The sequence below is a fragment of the Pseudomonas chlororaphis subsp. chlororaphis genome (assembly GCF_003945765.1).
GTDB lineage: Bacteria > Pseudomonadota > Gammaproteobacteria > Pseudomonadales > Pseudomonadaceae > Aquipseudomonas > Aquipseudomonas chlororaphis.
On the sequence record NZ_CP027712.1, the window covers coordinates 4,868,661 to 4,885,376 of the forward strand.

A 16,716-nucleotide genomic window follows, 5' to 3' on the forward strand; every position below is an offset into this window, starting at 1 on the left:
ATAGAGAGCTTCTTATGCCCGACAACACATCTGTGTTTCACCTGTCCCCCAGGGGCAAACTGCGCCTGGCCATCGCCAGCCTGCTTCTGGTCTCCCATCTGCCGCAGGCGCTGGCCGGCGGCATCACCGTGGCCCCGGGCCCGGGCGGCATCCCGCAGCTGCAGAACCAGAACGGGGTGCCTATCGTCAACATCGTCGCGCCCAATGGCGCCGGGCTCTCCCATAACCAGTTCCTCGACTACAACGTCGATCGCCAGGGCGTGGTGCTGAACAACGCCCTGCAAGCCGGCGCCTCGCAACTGGCCGGGCAGCTGGCTGCCAACCCGCAGTTCCACGGCCAGGACGCCAGCGTGATTCTCAACGAGGTGATCAGCCGCAACGCCTCGGCGCTCAACGGCACCCAGGAGATCTTCGGCCGCGCCGCCGACTATGTGCTGGCCAACCCCAACGGCATCTCGGTCAACGGCGGCAGCTTCATCAATACGCCGAACGCCAGCCTGCTGGTCGGCCGCCCCGAGCTCAACGACGGCAAGCTGCAAGCCCTGAGCACCCGTGACGCCAAGGGCCAGTTGACGGTCGAGGGCCGAGGCCTGAGCAACACCAAGGGCAGCATCAACCTGATCGCCCCACGCATCGACAGCCAGGGCGACCTTACGGCCGGCGACCAGCTCAACCTCACCGTCGGGCGCAACCGCGTGGACCCGGCCAGCGGCAAGGTGCTCAGCACCGACCCGGCCGGTAACACCCAGGAGCAGCGCATCGACGCCAGCCTGTTCGGCGCCATGCAGGCCGGACGCATCAACATTGTCAGCACCGCCGAAGGCGCGGGCGTGCGGGTCGGCGCGGTGCAGGTCAAGGGCGACAACGGGGTGAATATCGCCTCCGCCGGCGACCTGCACATCAGCGGCCAAGCCAGGCCCGACAGCCTCGACGCCACCCGTGCCGGCGTGCACAGCAGCCAGGGCGACGTGCAGTTGCGCAGCGGCCAGGACCTGACCCTCGCCGCCACCGATGTCAGCGCTCGCGACATCAAGCTCGACGCCGGGCGCAACCTCACCCTGAGCGCCATCGAAAGCCGCAAGCTCCAGGAAAAGCGCGAGCAGTGGCACAACAGCACCATCGGCATCACCTGGGAAACCTACGACCGTACCCTGACCGACAGCGACAGCCGTCAACACGGCAACCAACTGACCGCCCGCCGCGATGCCGAGCTCAAGGCCCGCGCCAACACCGAAATCCAGGCCAGCCAGATCAAGGCGGAAAAAAACCTGACGGTCGACAGCGGTGCCGACCTGCGCCTGACCGCCGCCACCGAAACCCACGAACAACGCGATCAGGGCCGGCACCGCAAGCACCTGTGGAAAGCCGACTGGGACAAGTCCAGCAGCGAGCAACGCAGCATCACCAGCCAACTGGAGGCTGGCGACGACCTGCAACTGACCAGCGGCAAGCAACTGCAACTGCAGGGCGCCGAACTGGCTAGCACCAATATCCAGCTGACCGGGCGCCAAGTGGACATCACCAGCGCCAGCCGCACCCAGAGCAACAGCGACAAGTCCTACTCCGGCGACCTGGTCGGGGGCAGCTTCTTCGGCAAGAACGGCGACGGCGACAAGGGCAAGACCCTGAACAAGGGCAGCAAGGTCAATGCCAAGGGCGACCTGATCGTCAAGGCCGACGAAGTCCGCATCAGCGGCAGCCAGGCCCGTGGCGGCAAGCAGGCCAGCGTGATCAGCGAAAACGGCTCGCTGATCATCGACGGCGTGCAGGACCGCTCCCACGACAACAGCTACAGCAAGGACAGCAAGTTCTTCGGCATCACCAAGGACGAAAGCCGGCAGAACCGCAAAGACAGCACCACCGTCACCAGCGACCTGCGCTCGGACAGCAACCTCGAGCTTAAAAGCACCCAGGACATCGCCATCAGCGGCGCCCAGGTGGCCGCGACCGGCGAGCTCAAGGCCGAGGCCAGCGGTGACATCAAGATCGACTCGGCGCAAAACAGCTCGCAGAGCGAAAGCACCACCCACACCCGTGGCTTCGACGCCTACGCCAAGGAAAATGCCCCGGGCACCCGGCAATACCGCGCCGGCGTGCGTTACGAAGACCAGCAGAAAACGGTCAAGACCGACGACACCCAGCAACAGGGTTCGAGCCTCAGCGGCGGCAGCCTGCAAGTCGCAGCGGGGGGCAACCTGAGCGTCAAGGGCGGCAACCTGAAAGCCACCCACGGCGATGCCAGCCTCAGCGGCCAGCAGGTCGAGTTGCTGGCCGATCACGACCAAAAGAGCAGCAGCACCGACACCCGCACCACCGGCGGCGGTTTCTACTACACCGGCGGCCTGGACCGCGCCGGCAACGGTGTGGAGTTCGCCCACAGCAGTACCCAGGACACCCGCGATACCCGCACCGCCAACACCACCGGCATCAATGCCACCGGCAACCTGACCATCAAGGCCGGCAACGCCCTGGTGACCGAGGGGGCCCAGGTCAAGGCCGGCGACAAGCTGCTAGTGAAGGCCGAGCAGGTCGACAACCGCGCGGCGCACGACAGTGAGTCCACCAGCCACAAGGAAAACACCTGGAGCGCCGATATCGGCGCCAACGTCGAATACAAGGGCCTGACCCGCCCGGTGGAAAAAGCCATCGAAGGCGTGGCCCAGCGCAAGTTCCATCAACCGGGCCTGCTCGATGCCCTGGAACAACCCAATGTTGGCCTGGATGTGGAAGTCGGCCACCAGAACAAACAGCGCACCGAGCAAGGCAGCACCGCCGTGGTCAGCCAGTTCACGGGTGGCCAGGTCGAGGTCAAGGTCGCCGGCCAACTGCAGGATGAAGGCAGCCGCTACGAGGCGACTCAAGGCGCGCTGAAGATCGACGCTGGCAGCCAGGTGGCCAAGGCCGCCAGCGATACCCACAGCAGCAGCGAGCAGGCGCTGGACGCCAAGGCCGGCGTGCGGGTCTACACCACCACTGGCGAGGACGTGAACGTGCGTGGCAGCGGCGCCGGCGGCAGCAGCGACAAGCGCAGCGACAGCAGCAAGGCGGTAGTCGGCAGCTATGTGGGCAAACAGGGTGTGGACATCGCGCTGAACGGCGATGGCCAGTACGAAGGCAGCCGGTTCGATGGCGGCGACGCCGGCGTCAAGCTGCACAGCGGCGGCGAACTGGCGCTGAACCAGGCCAATGACCGGCAGAACAGCAGCGACTCCAGTCTGCGCGGCGATGCCTCGCTCACCGTCGGCAGCGCACCGGGCGCCAACGGCAATAACCTCAACCTCGGCGCCGGCGTACAACTGGACCACAAGCGCCTGGATCAGCAGGACAGCCAGGCGCGGGTAGCGACTATCCAGGGCAAAGGCCCGGTCGAATTGACCAGCGGCGGCGACCTGATCCTCCAGGGCACCACCATCGGCAGCAAGACCGCCAAGACCGGCGACATCAACCTGAACGCCGGCGGCAAGCTCGACCTGCAGGCCGCGGTCGATACCCATAGCAGCCAGGGCAGCAACCTCGGTGGCGGCCTGACGGGCGGCGCCAGCAAGACCAGCAGCGAGCAGAGCAGCGGCAAGAGCGCCAACCTGAGCGCCAACTTCAACATCGGCCGGGTCTCGGAACAGGACCAGAACCAGACCGGCGGGCAACTGCACAGCAATGGCCAGGTAACACTCGCCAGCGGCTCCGACAGCACTACCGCGCTGCACCTGCAGGGCACCCAGATCGAGGCCAAGGGTGTCACCCTCAGCGCCGACCAGGGCGGGATCTACCAGGAGTCGGCGCAGTCCACCCAGGCCCACAACAACTGGGGCCTGACCCTGGGCGCCGGCGGCAACGGCGGCAAGACCACCCGGGCCGACGCCGGCGAACACGACTCGCCGAAAACCGATCGCGGTATCCACGCCCGGGCCAAGATCGACGTCGAGCAACTGCACAGCAGCACCCAGCACAACAGCCTGATCAAGGCCGACCAGGTGACGCTCAATAGCAACGGCGACACCCATCTGGCGGGGGCGCGCATCGACGCCAATCAGGTCGATGGGCGGATCGGTGGCGATCTCAAGGTAGAGAGCCGCAAGGACCAGCTCAGCAGCACCACGGTCAACCTCGACGCCCGCCTGGATGCCGAGAAAAACCAGCCTGGCGTGGTCGACAAGCTGACCAAACAGACCGGCCCGCTCAAGGACAAGCTGCAGGCCAAGGCCGAAGGCGGTTTCGACAAGCACCGCGAGAAGCTGGAAAACGTCGTCGACAAAGGCACCGAACGCCTGACTGCGGCCAAGGACAACCTGGTGAACAAGGCCGAAATCGCCAAGGAACGCCTGGGCGAGAAATTCACCCGCAGCGGCAGCTATGACGTCAACCCGGAACCCAAGGGCGCCTTCGGTCGCGGCGTGGACAAAGCCAAGAGCTACCTCGCCGACAAGACCGAAGCCTTGGGCGATCGCTTCTCCAGCCTCAAGGAACGGGTCTGGCCGAAAACCAGCGACAGCTACGCCGTCAGCGAGAAAACCGGCGCTGGCAGCAAGCTGACCAACACCGCGCAAGGCGTGCTGTTCGGCGACAAGAGCGGCAACACCTCCTACACGCCGACCCTGAACCTGAATGTCAGCCGTCAGAGCAAGGACAGCGTGGCAGAGGCTTCTGGCATCAGCGGCAGCCGCGGGGTCAACCTGCAGGTGTCGGGTGAAACCCAGCTGAGCGGCGCGCGGATCGGCGCCAGCGAAGGCAAGGTCGACCTCGGCGGCTCGACCGTCAAGAGCACCGCACTGGCGGGCACGGATTACCGCGCCGACGTCGGGCTCAACCTGTCGAAGTCGCCGGTCAACCTGGTCCTCGGCGCCAAGGATGAGCTGACCCGCAAGCAGGACGACGCCACCCGCAACGACCAGGCGTTCAACCTGGGGCCGCTGCGCGTCGGTGGCCATAGCGACAGCCAGCTACTGCAGGCCGGCATCGATCAGAAAGCGCCCTGAGGCAAGCGCTCCGTGATCGGCTGCCCCCCATGAACGGGGGGCAGCCTTGCCTGGCTCCCTTCTCTTCTCAGCGCCCTTTATTGCCCTGCGAAAAAGTGCACTAAACCTCCAACATCTCCTTACCTTTTACATGGCTGGATACTCATTCCTACTTTCAACTGAAAAACCGCTGTAATCCGAAACCGTCTTTCATGTAAGAACTGCCTTATTGTCCCCAACCCCGCCTTAACCCGCATATATCCACTGTCCTGCCTGCGCTAAGGTCCAGACCTGTATTTATTTCCACGGGTTTGACCATGAGTTCTGTTTTCATCATCGATGACCATCCCGTTATCCGACTGGCTATCCGCATGTTGCTGGAACATGAGGGTTATAAAGTCGTCGGCGAAACCGATAACGGTGTCGATGCCCTGCAAATGGTTCGCGACAGCATGCCGGACCTGATCGTGCTCGATATCAGCATCCCCAAGCTCGACGGGCTGGAACTGCTGCTGCGTTTTGGCGCCCTGGACAAGTCCTTGCGGGTGCTGGTGCTGACGGCGCAATCGCCGGCCCTGTTCGCCGCGCGCTGCATGCAGGCCGGGGCCTGCGGCTATGTGTGCAAGCAGGAAGACCTGAGCGAAGTGCTCAGCGCCATGAAGGCGGTGCTATGTGGTTACAACTACTTTCCGAGTCATGCCCTGCAAACGCCGCGTCAGGATGAAACGGCAAACAACGAACTGAGCCGCTTGATGTTGCTCAGCGATCGGGAATTGATGGTGTTGCAACTTTTTGCCAAGGGCAGCACCAGTACGCAAATAGCCAACAGCATATTCCTCAGTGGCAAGACCGTCAGTACCTATAAAAAAAGAATCATGCACAAACTTCGCGCGACTTCCATGGCGGAACTTATCGAGTTGGCACAACGTCACGAACTGGTGTGAGAAACAGGATGTTCAAACCCATTCTTTATTATTTAACCCTGACGGCCACGGCAGTTTCGCTGTTCCTGTTGTTTGGCCTGGTCGAGGCCGGGCAACCAGAGTCCGCAATGACATCCCTCCCTCAGTGCCCAGACACGGCGCCTTGTCTTGAATCGGCCGCCGCCCCGCCTCTCGATAACGGCCATCGCGGGCTGCTCCTGCTCGCAGGCCTGGGGCTCGGCGTGCCGCTGCTGGCGTCCCTGGGCTGGAATGCCTGGCTGCACCGGCGACTGACCCAGCAGCAACAGGCCACCCAAGACTTCAGGCAGAAGCTTGCATTCATGCAGGCCTGGATCGATGGCGTGCCGCATCCGACTTACGTTCGCGACCGCCAGGGCCTGCTGCAAAGCTGCAATGCCAGCTACCTGGAGCGCTTCGCCGCCCGGCGCGAAGAGGTCATCGGCAAAAGCCTGTTGCAGGGACTTTTGGACGATCCCCAGCAGGCCCGCGAATATCACACCGACTACCAGCGCGTCATGGCGCAAGACGGCCCGCTGCTGCGTGACCGACCACTGCACCTGAACGCAGAGGAACTGACCGTCCAGCACTGGGTCCTGCCCTACCGGGACGCGAACGGCGAGGTCCAGGGCATCATCGGCGGCTGGGTCGATATCAGCGAACGCCATCGGCTCAGCGACAGCCTCAAGGCCGCCCTACAACAGGCCGAAGCGGCCAGCCTGGCGAAAAGCGCTTTCCTGGCCAGCACCAGCCACGAACTGCGCCGCTCCATGAATGCCCTGACCGGTGCGCTGGAACTGCTGCGGCAGCGCTCCGACAGCCAGTCCCAGGATCGTCCGGTCATTGAAATGGCTTATTGCTCGGCCCGGGCGATGCAGGGCCTGGTCGACGACACCCTCGATATCGCCCGCATCGAATCGGGGTGCCTGGACCTGGCGCCCGAATGGCTCGAGCCGCGCGCCCTTGTCGAATCCATCGTCAGGGAATTCGACAGCCAGGCCTGGGAGAAGCACCTCAAGTTGCTACCGACCTTCCACTCCAGCGTCGAGCCGGTCGATGTGCTGCTCGACCCGCTGCGTTTCAAGCAGGTCCTGGGCAACCTGCTGCACAACGCGATCAAGTTCACCGAACAGGGTCAGGTCAAAATCCATCTCGACCTGCAAGCGGCCACGCAGCCGCAACAGGTGCGGCTGATGCTGCAAGTGACGGACAGCGGCATCGGCATCGACGAGCAGGATCAGCACAGGCTATTCGAACCCTTCTTCCAGGCCCAGGCTCGCACCCCATCCAGATCTGACGGCGCAGGGCTGGGCCTGACCATTTGCCGCCACCTCTGCGAGCTCATGCAGGGCACGCTGCAACTGACCAGCCAGCCGGGCATAGGCACGGAAGTCCGGGTCCTGTTGCCGCTGGCCTGTCAGCCAGCGCGAAAACCCGCGCCCCTCGTCGAGCCACTCATTGTCCCTGCCACCCGGGCCTTGAACGTACTGGTGATCGATGACCATGCGACGGACCGCCTGCTGCTGAGCGAACAACTGCACTTTCTCGGGCACCGCTGCCGCACCGCCGAAGACGTCGAGCAAGGCTTCGAGCTCTGGTGCAAGGGGTTCTTCGACCTGCTCATCGTCGATTGCAACATGCCGGGCATGCACGGCTACGACCTGGTCCGCGCCATCCGCGAGCATGAACGCCTGGAGTCCCGCGCGGCTTGCCGGGTATTGGGGGTGACCGCCAGCCCCAGGCCGCAAGAGAGACAGCAGTGCGAACAGGCCGGCATCGATGACTGCCTGTTCAAGCCTGTCGGCCTGGCGACCCTCGGCCATAAACTGGCGGGCCTGCAACCGCGGCCCTGGAATGGCGTGTTCAGCCTGAAGGCGCTGCGCACCCTGTCCCGCGGCAAACCGCAGTTCGCCCTGCGCATCCTTACCGAACTGCTGCATTGCAGCTACCGGGACCGCCAGCAACTGATGGCCCTGCCCTGCGAGCCCCCGCCCCAGGCACTGGCGGAACTGGCCCACAAGATCAAGGGCTCGGCCCTGATGGTGCAGGCAAAAGACCTTGAAACGCAGTGCGAAGCCCTTGAGCAGGCCGTTCTGGAAAACGCGGACAGGCAAACCCTGATGCAGCGCAGAACCGCCCTGGAACAGGCCATGCTCAAGCTCGAACGGGCCCTGCTGTGGCAAATCGATCAACAGCACAGCACGGCCACGACCTGATCCCCATCGCCAGCGCAGCAACTTGTGGTGCGGCTAGTTGCCAGACAAATATCAAAAAGCCACTATCCTGTCAGTCGGCCCCAAAAGCCTCATGGCAATGCAATTCGCAACGCCCCCCGGAGCTGCCTCCCCTGAGCGCAATGCACCTGCCTTAACTATGCTCAAACGTTGAGTTGCGCATCACGCGCCCCCTGGAGAGAGCTGCAATGCCAAGCACGCTGTCGTTCGATAAACGCCGATTTCCTCTCCATGTGCATATCAGCGTGATGTTCACCTGCCTGCTTCTGCTGACCGGCGTGGTGCTGGGCTTTTTCAATTACCAGCAGACCACCCGCATCATCCTTTCCAGCAGTGAAAAACTGTTCCAGCGCATCGAACAGGATGTGCAACTGGACCTGAAAGCGACCTACGAACCGATTCGCCATCTGCTCAGCCTGCTGGTGGGCAACCCGGCCATCCAGGCCGGCGACCTCGAGCAACGCCTGGCGCTGCTTGGGCCTTTCAGCCAATCGCTCAAGGACAACCCCGACCTGGCCTCACTCTATGTGGGTTATGCCGATGGGGATTTTTTCATGGTCCGGCCCTTGCGCACCCAGGCTTTGAAACAAGCTCGCCAGGCCCCTGAAGCCGCGGCCTACGAAGTCTGGAGCATCGAGCCAGACCGCCACACCGGGCAACTGCATTCGCAGTCGCTGTTCTACGACGCCAGCCTCGGCCCCGTCAGCCGCCGCGACAACCCCCAGGAATCCTACGACCCGAGCGCCCGCAACTGGTTTGCGGGCGCCAAGGACGACACCGATCAGATCACCACCGAGCCCTACGTCTTTTTCTCGACCCGCAACGTCGGCACCACCCTCGCCCGCCGCAGCGGCAACCAGGCGGTGATTGGGGCCGACCTGACCCTGGAACAACTCTCGGCGACCCTGGCCAAGCATCGGGTCACGCCCAGCACCGAAATCGCCCTGGTGGATGGCAATGGCCATGCCGTGGCTTATCCGGACAGCCGTCGCCTGATCGCCGAAGAACAGAGCGCCCGGCTGATCCGCGCCAACGACCTGAACCCGGCTCTCGACGCGTTGCTGCAGGGCAAGGCCCTGGGCAACCGCCTGCGGCTCGGGGATCGCCAATGGATAGTTGCCAGCCGGCACCTGCAGGAAGGTGGGCCCGGTGGGTTGCAGCTGGCGCTGCTGGTGCCCGAGGACGAGTTGCTGACGGACGCCTATCGCCTGCGCTGGCAAGGCGCACTCATCACCTTGGGCATTCTGCTGTTGTGCCTGCCGCTCGGCTGGCTGACCTCGCGCGTGCTGGTCAGGCCGCTGCGCGCCCTGGTGCAGGAAGCCGATGCCATCCGCAGCTTCGATTTCGATTACCCGCTGACCCGCCGCTCACCCGTGCTGGAAATCGACCAGTTAAGCGTGTCGATGGCCCGCATGAAGGAAACCCTCGCCAGCTTTTTCGAGATCACCGCCAGCCTTTCCGCGGAAACCCGCTTCGACCCGCTGCTGCAACGGGTGTTGGTTGAAACCATGAAGATCGGCCAGGCCCAGGCCGGGCTGATCTACCTGCGCGAAAACGATGGCATGAACCTCAAGCCCCACGGCCTAATCATCGCCGATGTTGTCCAGGACCTGCAGGCGTTCGATGTACGCAGCCAGGACATCCAGCACGAGGCAAGCCCCGCATGGCTGCGGCAACTGGCGAACGGCGAGAGCCTGGTCACGACCCTGGGGTTCGAGCAGGCGGCCGACCTGCAAGGCGTACTGCTGGCGATGAACTGCCCCAGCGTGCACCTGATCGGTATCCGCCTGCACAATCGCCACAACGAAACCGTCGGCATCCTTGTGCTGCTGCTGGCCGACAGCGGCCAGGAAGCCGACCTGGAAAAACTCGGCCCGGACCGCGTCGCGTTCCTGCAGGCGGTTTCCGGCGCCGCGGCGGTCAGCATCGACAGCCAGCGCCTGCAGAACCGGCAAAGACAATTGCTCGACGCCTTCATCCAGCTGCTGGCCGGGGCGATCGACGCCAAGAGCCCTTACACCGGCGGGCATTGCCAGCGGGTGCCGGCGCTGACGCTGATGCTCGCCCAGGCCGCCGCGGCCAGCCAGCAGCCGGCGTTCAGCGCCTACCAGCCCAGCGAAGATGAGTGGGAGGCCTTGCATATCGCCGCCTGGTTGCACGATTGCGGCAAGATCACCACCCCCGAGTACGTGGTCGACAAGGCCACCAAGCTGGAAACCCTGAACGACCGCATCCATGAAATCCGCACCCGCGTCGAGGTACTCAAGCGCGATGCCTGGATCGACTACTGGCAGGCTCGCGCCCAGGGTGGCGATGAGGTTTCCCTGGCCGCGACCCGCGATGCAAGCCTGGTGGAACTGGACGACGACTTTGCCTTTATCGCCCATTGCAACCTGGGCACCGAAGCCATGGGCGAGGCCGATCTGCAACGGCTGGCGAGGATCGCCCAGCGCACCTGGAGCCGGACGCTGGACGACCGCCTGGGCGTGTCATGGGAAGAAAACCACCGCCAGCAACGCACACCGCCGCCGACCCTGCCGGTCACCGAACAGTTGCTGGCCGACAAGCCCGAGCAACTGATCGAACGCAACCCCGCCGAGCTGATCCCGGCGGACAATCCCTGGGGCTTCAAGCTCGATGTCCCGCCTTACAAATACAACCGTGGCGAGCTGTACAACCTGAGCATTGGCAAAGGCACGCTGACCCGGGAAGAGCGCTACGTGATCAACCATCACATGGTGCAGACCATCCTGATGCTCAACCACCTGCCCTTCCCCAGCCACTTGAGCAGCATTCCCGAGATCGCCGGCGGCCATCACGAGAAAATGGATGGCAGCGGTTATCCCAAGCAGCTGAAACGGGAGCAGATGAGCCTGCCGGCGCGGATGATGGCGATCGCCGATATCTTCGAAGCCCTGACGGCGGCGGACCGTCCCTACAAGAAAGGCAAGACCCTGAGCGAAGCGCTGGGCATCATGGCAACCATGTGCCGCACTGCCCATATCGATCCGGAACTGTTCGAGCTGTTCATCCAGACCGGGATCTACCAGCAGTACGCCGACCGCTTCATGGAACCGCAGCAGATCGACGGGGTAGACCCCGAGGCCGTGCTGGGCAAGGCCGGGCTCAGGGGCTGACGAGGCTCAGCAGTCGGTCAGGCGCAGGAAGATCGCCGCCAGGCGCTCGATGCCGGCCTGGTCCTCAAGGGTGAAACGGGCGATTTTCGGGCTGTCCAGGTCCAGCACGCCGAGCAGCCGCCCTTCTTTGACCAGGGGCACCACCAGCTCACTGTTGGAAGCGCTGTCGCAGGCGATATGCCCGGGGAACGCGTGCACATCCTCGACCCGCTGGGTCTGCAGGCTCGCCGCGGCCGCGCCGCACACACCACGACCGAAGGGAATGCGCACACAGGCGATCTGGCCCTGAAACGGGCCGAGCACCAGTTCCTCGTTGCGATTGAGGTAGAACCCGGCCCAGTTCAAGTCGTCCAGCTGGTTGAATAGAAACGCCGAGAATTGCGCGGCGTTGGCGATGAAATCGCGCTCGTCGGCCAGCAACGATTCCAGCTGGGCGCACAGCAAGGCATAGCCGTCCAGGCCTTTGCCGGTGTTCTGCAGATCGATCATGATTTTTGCTCCAACAACTTCAAACCTACCCAGTAGCGCGCGAACTGATACGCGCAGCGGCCATTGCGATTGCCTCGGCCGGTGGCCCAGCGCACGGCGAGGATGTCCAGGGCTTCGTCACGCTGCCATTGCAGGCCGGCCTTGCCTCCCAACTCGCCGATCCAGTGCTCGACCACGTTCAGGTAGTGCTCCTGGGTGAAGGGGTAGAACGACAACCACAGGCCAAAACGGTCCGACAAGGCAATCTTGTCTTCCACCGCTTCGCTCGGGTGCAGCTCGCCATCGACGCGCTTCCAGTTCTCGTTGTCGCTTTCCTTCTCCGGAACCAGATGCCGGCGGTTGGACGTGGCGTACAGCAGCACATTGTCCGGGGCCTGCTCCAGCGAGCCGTCGAGCACGCTCTTGAGGACCCGGTAGTCGCCCTCGCCCGACTCGAACGACAGGTCGTCGCAGAACAGCACGAAACGCTGCGGCAGCTTGACCAGTTGCTCCACCACCCGCGGCAGGTCGGCCAGGTGATCGCGCTCGATCTCGATCAGGCGCAGGCCATGCCGGGCATGCTCAGCCAGCAGCGCGCGGACCAGCGACGATTTACCGGTGCCGCGCGAGCCCCACAGCAAGGCGTGGTTGGCCGGCAGGCCGTCGAGAAACTGCCGGGTATTGCGCCCCAGCTGGTCGCGCTGGTTATCGACCCCGATCAGGTCGGACAGGCGCATGTCCAGGCTGACCTCCAGCGGCAGCAGGAAACCGCTGCGGCCTTCACGCTGCCAGCGCGCGGCCAGGCATTGGGTCCAGTCGATGGCTTGTCGCGGCGCGGGCAACAGCGGCTCGATACGCGCCAGAACCGCATCGGCGCGCTCAAGAAAAGCATTCAATCGAGATTCCACGACTTCTCCTCGGGCAGGTTCCCAGTAATGATGTGGCACGCAGACGCAACGACCTTGCGCATGCCAGGTCTACCGCAGGCGAACGGCGCCGAGCCCTGCCGGCACACACTGATGATCAGCTATGCTTGCCCAGCGAAGGGAAACGGAAATTGGTTCAACACCCCATGGACATCAAGTTCACCAACCGCCTGTCTTACAAGCAAGCCAGGCTCACTGTGCTGGTCGGTTTTGTCCTGGGGACGGCGCTCAGTCTGCTGCAAATCGGCATCGATTATGCCAGTGAAGATGCCTCCATCAACCGGGAAATCAACGCGCTCCTGGAAATCAGCCACAATCCGGCCTCGCGTATCGCCTACAACATCGACGCCGAGCTCGCCCAGGAGCTGACGCTCGGCCTGCTGCGCTCGCCGGCGATCATCCGCGCCCGGCTGATCGACAACAACGACACTTTGCTGGCCAACGTCACCCGGCCGGCCCAGCAAAGCCCCTACCGGATGCTCAGCGACTTCCTGTTCGGCGCCAAGCGCGAGTTCCAGGACCGCCTTTACCTCGACCACCTGCCCTCGGAATCCCTCGGCGTCCTGCACCTGGAAGTCGACACCTACTCGTTCGGCAGCCGCTTCCTGCGTCGTGCGGAAATCACCCTGATCAACGGTTTCGTGCGCAGCCTGATCCTCACCGGGCTGCTCCTGGCGCTGTTCTACGTGATGCTGACCAAACCCCTGGTCGGCGTCATTCGCGAACTCAGCGGGCGCGATCCGCGCAGCCCCGACCAGACCCGGCTGGACTTCCCGCCCAGCCACGAACAGGACGAGATCGGCGTGCTGGTCAAGGTCGCCAACCAGCAGTTCGACAACATGGCCACCGAGATCCAGCAACGGCGCAATGCCGAAAACCGCCTGACCGACTATCTCGGGCAGCTGGAAAACATCGTCTCGGCACGCACCACCGAGCTCAAGGCGATCAACGACCGGCTGAGCCAGTCCAACGAAGAACTGGAAGTCGCCCGTAGCACCGCCCTCGACATGGCCCAGGCGCGTGCCGCCTTCCTGGCCAACATGAGCCATGAAATCCGCACGCCGCTCAACGGCCTGCTGGGCATGATCGCCCTGTCGCTGGACAGCCCGCTGAACGCCGAACAACGCCAGCAACTGTCGATCGCCCACGACTCCGGCAAAGTGTTGGTGGAGCTGCTCAACGATATTCTCGACATGTCCAAGTTCGACGCCGGCCAGCTGGAGCTGGAGCGCATCCCCTTCGACCTCGGGGTACTGGTGGAAGACACCGCCAACCTGCTGTCGCAGAACGCCGCGCCGAGCGTCGAGCTGGCCTGCCTGATCGAGCCGGAGTTTCCGGCCCTGGTCCTCGGCGACCCCACGCGCGTGCGGCAGATCGTCAGCAACCTACTGTCCAACGCCCTCAAGTTCACCCGCTTCGGCCGTGTCGATGTGCGCCTGCGTACGTTCGAGGACGGGGTCAGGATCGAAGTCTGCGACACCGGCATCGGGATCGCCCGCGAGGCCCAAGTGAAGATCTTCCAGCCCTATACCCAGGCCGGTGCCGGGATCACCCGGCAATACGGCGGCACCGGCCTGGGCCTGGCCCTGACCTACAACCTCTGCGAAGCCATGCAGGGGCGCCTGAGCATCAGCTCGGAGGTGGGTTTCGGCAGCCAGTTCTGTGCCGACCTGCCGCTGCCCTGCCACACGCCAGCCAGCCCACCGCCGCCGCTGCACGGCCAGGTACTGGCCATTACCTCCGAAGGCAGTGGCCTGGCCGAACTGTTGAGCGTGCAGTTGCCGTTCTGGGGGCTGGAGTATCGGCGCTGCGATCTCGACGAGTCACTGCTCGGGCAGAAGCCGGACCTGTTGATCACCGACTGCCCGGAATGCCTGTTCGGCCTGCGCCCGACCATCGGCGCACCGATTCTGCTGGTCACCGCCTACGGCAGTTTCCTGCCCAGCGAAGAAGCCAGCGCCCTGGCGCCGTTGCAGCAACAGGCGCGGCCATTGGCGCGCAACGCCCTGTATCAGACCCTGCGCCGGGCCCTGCTGGCCGAAACCGCGGTGATCAATGAAACCCAGCTGGAAACCCTGGCGCCCCTGCGCCGCGCCTTCATCCTGCTGGTGGAGGACAACCCGGTGAACCAACTGGTGGCCAAAGGCATGCTGAGCAAGCTCGGCTGCGAAGTGACAGTCGCCTCTCAGGGCGCCGAAGCCCTGGACGTGCTGGAGCACCAGCATTTCGACCTGGTGCTGATGGACTGCAACATGCCGGTGATGGATGGCTACGAGGCCAGTCGGCAGATCCGCCGCAGCGGCCGCTGGCCGGACCTGCCAATCGTCGCCCTGACCGCCAATGCCATGCCCGAAGAGCGCGAGCGCTGCCGGGCCGCGGGCATGAGCGACTACCTGTCCAAGCCCTTCCGCCGTGAAGAGCTGATTGCCCTGCTGGACCTCTGGGTGCCGACTACGACAGCGCTTTGACCTGGGCCAGCAGACGGTCCAGGCCATGGCGCAATTCGCTCAGGCTGTCGAGGTCGACCCCGCTGTCGCATAACAGCGCCGCCTTGAGCGGCGGCACCTGATCGCGCAGCGCCAGGCCGGCCGCGCTCAGGCTCAGGTGCACCTCGCGCTCGTCGCGGGACGATCGCTGGCGCTGCACCAGTTGCAGCTGTTCAAGGCGCTTGAGCAACGGCGTCAGGGTCCCGGAATCCAGCGCCAGGCGCTCCCCCAGCGCCTTGACCGTCGGCAGCTCGGGGGGCGTGGCCTGCCACTCCCAGAGCACCAGCATCACCAGGTACTGCGGGTAGGTCAGCCCCAACTGGTCGAGCATCGGCTTATAGCCCCGCACCACGGCCCGCGAGGCGGCGTACAGCTTGAAGCACAGCTGGCTGTCGAGTTTCAGCGAATCGGCGAACAGGTCGGTCATTTGAGCAGGGCTTCGATCTCGCCGGTCAGGTCCTGGGGCTTGGTGGCCGGGGCGAAACGCTTGACCAGCGCACCGTCCTTGCCGATCAGGAACTTGGTGAAGTTCCACTTGATGCCCTGGGAACCCAATACCCCCGGCGCGCGTTTTTTCAACTGCACGAACAGCGGATGCGCCTCGGCGCCATTGACGTCGATCTTCTTGAACAGCGGAAAGCTGACGCCGTAGTTCAGCTCGCAGAACTCGGAAATGGCCCCTTCGTTGCCCGGCTCCTGCTTGCCGAACTGGTTGCAGGGAAAGCCCAGCACCACCAGGCCCCGGTCCTTGTAGGTCTGCCACAGTTCTTCCAGGCCCTTGTACTGCGGGGTGAAACCGCACTTGCTCGCAGTGTTGACCACCAGCACGGCCTTGCCGGCGAAGTCGGCCAGGGTCTTTTGCTCGCCCTTGATGGTGGTGCACGGGATGTTCAGCAATGTGTCACTCATGGTGCGGACTCCAGAAATGAAAGGTCCGATAAAAGTAGTACTCAATTAAATTGTGCGCAATTTAATAAATCGAAAAGCGATTCCGAAAAATCGCCTTGGCCGCTCGCTCCGGTCAGCGTGGAACCAGGTCCAGGCACACCGAGTTGATGCAGTAGCGCAGGCCGGTCGGCGGCGGACCGTCCGGGAACACATGCCCCAGGTGCGCATCGCATTTGGCGCAGACCACTTCGGTACGGATCATGCCGTGGCTCAGGTCACGGATCTCGACCATGGCGCTCTCGCCGATCGGCTCGTAGAAGCTCGGCCAGCCGCAACCGGAGTCGAATTTGGCCTTGGAGTCGAATAACGGCGCATTGCAGCAGATGCAGTGATACACACCGTCGGTCTTGGTGGCGTTGTACTTGCCCGAGAACGGCCGCTCGGTGCCTTTGAGGCGGCAGACGTTGTACTGCTCCGGATCGAGCATGGCACGCCATTCTTCAAGGGTTTTTTCCAGCTTTTCCATGGTCCTTCCTCTGCAACTGAAAAAGCCCGATCTGTATCTTTTCCACGGATCGGGCGGCACGTATGATTGCGCCTCGTTAGACGCCAGTCTGGCAGCCGTGTTACACGGGTTCAAACGGATTTTGCCGCCGCGAACCCAGGCTTCAGGCCTGTGTGCAA

10 protein-coding genes are annotated in these 16,716 nt (G+C 63.8%); 5 read left to right on the forward strand and 5 right to left on the reverse strand.

The genetic code is table 11. The features are described from left to right. Positions 1-14 precede the first annotated feature (14 nt). The 4 genes from C4K27_RS21810 (at position 15) to C4K27_RS21825 (ending at position 11,264) form a co-directional block, all read left to right on the forward strand. Complete coding sequence (locus C4K27_RS21810; RefSeq protein WP_053262148.1) at positions 15-4,973, forward strand: hemagglutinin repeat-containing protein; 4,959 nt, start codon at positions 15-17, stop codon at positions 4,971-4,973. Between the two features lie 296 nt (positions 4,974-5,269). Further along, the gene (locus C4K27_RS21815; protein WP_007931447.1) at positions 5,270-5,896 is read left to right on the forward strand and encodes a response regulator transcription factor; all 627 of its coding nucleotides are present in this window, start codon (positions 5,270-5,272) and stop codon (positions 5,894-5,896) included. Positions 5,897-6,003: 107 nt separating this feature from the next. Then, complete coding sequence (locus C4K27_RS21820) at positions 6,004-8,109, forward strand: ATP-binding protein (protein WP_238437639.1); 2,106 nt, start codon at positions 6,004-6,006, stop codon at positions 8,107-8,109. Positions 8,110-8,315: 206 nt separating this feature from the next. Beyond that, positions 8,316-11,264, forward strand: a complete 2,949-nt coding sequence (locus C4K27_RS21825; RefSeq protein WP_053262150.1) for an HD domain-containing phosphohydrolase — start codon at positions 8,316-8,318, stop codon at positions 11,262-11,264. A gap of 6 nt (positions 11,265-11,270) precedes the next feature. On the opposite strand, the gene C4K27_RS21830 is transcribed toward C4K27_RS21825, so the two are convergent. After that, complete coding sequence (locus C4K27_RS21830; RefSeq protein ID WP_053262151.1) at positions 11,271-11,753, reverse strand: GAF domain-containing protein; 483 nt, start codon at positions 11,751-11,753, stop codon at positions 11,271-11,273. Further along, the gene (locus C4K27_RS21835) at positions 11,750-12,640 is read right to left on the reverse strand and encodes an ATP-binding protein (RefSeq protein ID WP_053262152.1); all 891 of its coding nucleotides are present in this window, start codon (positions 12,638-12,640) and stop codon (positions 11,750-11,752) included. The genes C4K27_RS21830 and C4K27_RS21835 overlap by 4 nt, the downstream gene beginning before the upstream one ends. A 164-nt stretch (positions 12,641-12,804) precedes the next feature. Between C4K27_RS21835 and C4K27_RS21840 the strand changes: the two genes are divergently transcribed. Beyond that, entirely contained in the window at positions 12,805-15,126 is a 2,322-nt protein-coding gene (locus C4K27_RS21840) for a hybrid sensor histidine kinase/response regulator (RefSeq protein ID WP_053262153.1), read from the forward strand. Here C4K27_RS21840 and C4K27_RS21845 read toward each other — a convergent pair. The 3 genes from C4K27_RS21845 to msrB form a co-directional block, all read right to left on the reverse strand. Next, the gene (locus C4K27_RS21845) at positions 15,110-15,571 is read right to left on the reverse strand and encodes a MarR family winged helix-turn-helix transcriptional regulator (RefSeq protein ID WP_007931441.1); all 462 of its coding nucleotides are present in this window, start codon (positions 15,569-15,571) and stop codon (positions 15,110-15,112) included. The genes C4K27_RS21840 and C4K27_RS21845 overlap by 17 nt on opposite strands. Then, positions 15,568-16,053: a glutathione peroxidase gene (locus C4K27_RS21850; protein ID WP_007931440.1), complete on the reverse strand. Its 486-nt coding sequence runs from the start codon at positions 16,051-16,053 to the stop codon at positions 15,568-15,570. The genes C4K27_RS21845 and C4K27_RS21850 overlap by 4 nt, the downstream gene beginning before the upstream one ends. 112 nt (positions 16,054-16,165) lie before the next feature. Next, on the reverse strand, positions 16,166-16,558 hold the full coding sequence (gene msrB / locus C4K27_RS21855) for a peptide-methionine (R)-S-oxide reductase MsrB (RefSeq protein WP_009050114.1): 393 nt from the start codon (positions 16,556-16,558) through the stop codon (positions 16,166-16,168). Between the last annotated feature and the right edge of the window lie 158 nt (positions 16,559-16,716).

Excerpts from the sequence above, each read along its gene's own strand:
- C4K27_RS21830 (WP_053262151.1), bottom strand. The coding sequence starts at position 11,753 with ATGATCGATCTGCAGAACACCGGCAAAGGCCTGGACGGCTATGCCTTG.
- C4K27_RS21825 (WP_053262150.1), top strand. The coding sequence starts at position 8,316 with ATGCCAAGCACGCTGTCGTTCGATAAACGCCGATTTCCTCTCCATGTG.
- C4K27_RS21810 (WP_053262148.1), top strand. The coding sequence starts at position 15 with ATGCCCGACAACACATCTGTGTTTCACCTGTCCCCCAGGGGCAAACTG.
- C4K27_RS21815 (WP_007931447.1), top strand. The coding sequence starts at position 5,270 with ATGAGTTCTGTTTTCATCATCGATGACCATCCCGTTATCCGACTGGCT.
- C4K27_RS21850 (WP_007931440.1), bottom strand. The coding sequence starts at position 16,053 with ATGAGTGACACATTGCTGAACATCCCGTGCACCACCATCAAGGGCGAG.
- msrB (WP_009050114.1), bottom strand. The coding sequence starts at position 16,558 with ATGGAAAAGCTGGAAAAAACCCTTGAAGAATGGCGTGCCATGCTCGAT.
- C4K27_RS21820 (WP_238437639.1), top strand. The coding sequence starts at position 6,004 with ATGACATCCCTCCCTCAGTGCCCAGACACGGCGCCTTGTCTTGAATCG.
- C4K27_RS21845 (WP_007931441.1), bottom strand. The coding sequence starts at position 15,571 with ATGACCGACCTGTTCGCCGATTCGCTGAAACTCGACAGCCAGCTGTGC.
- C4K27_RS21840 (WP_053262153.1), top strand. The coding sequence starts at position 12,805 with ATGGACATCAAGTTCACCAACCGCCTGTCTTACAAGCAAGCCAGGCTC.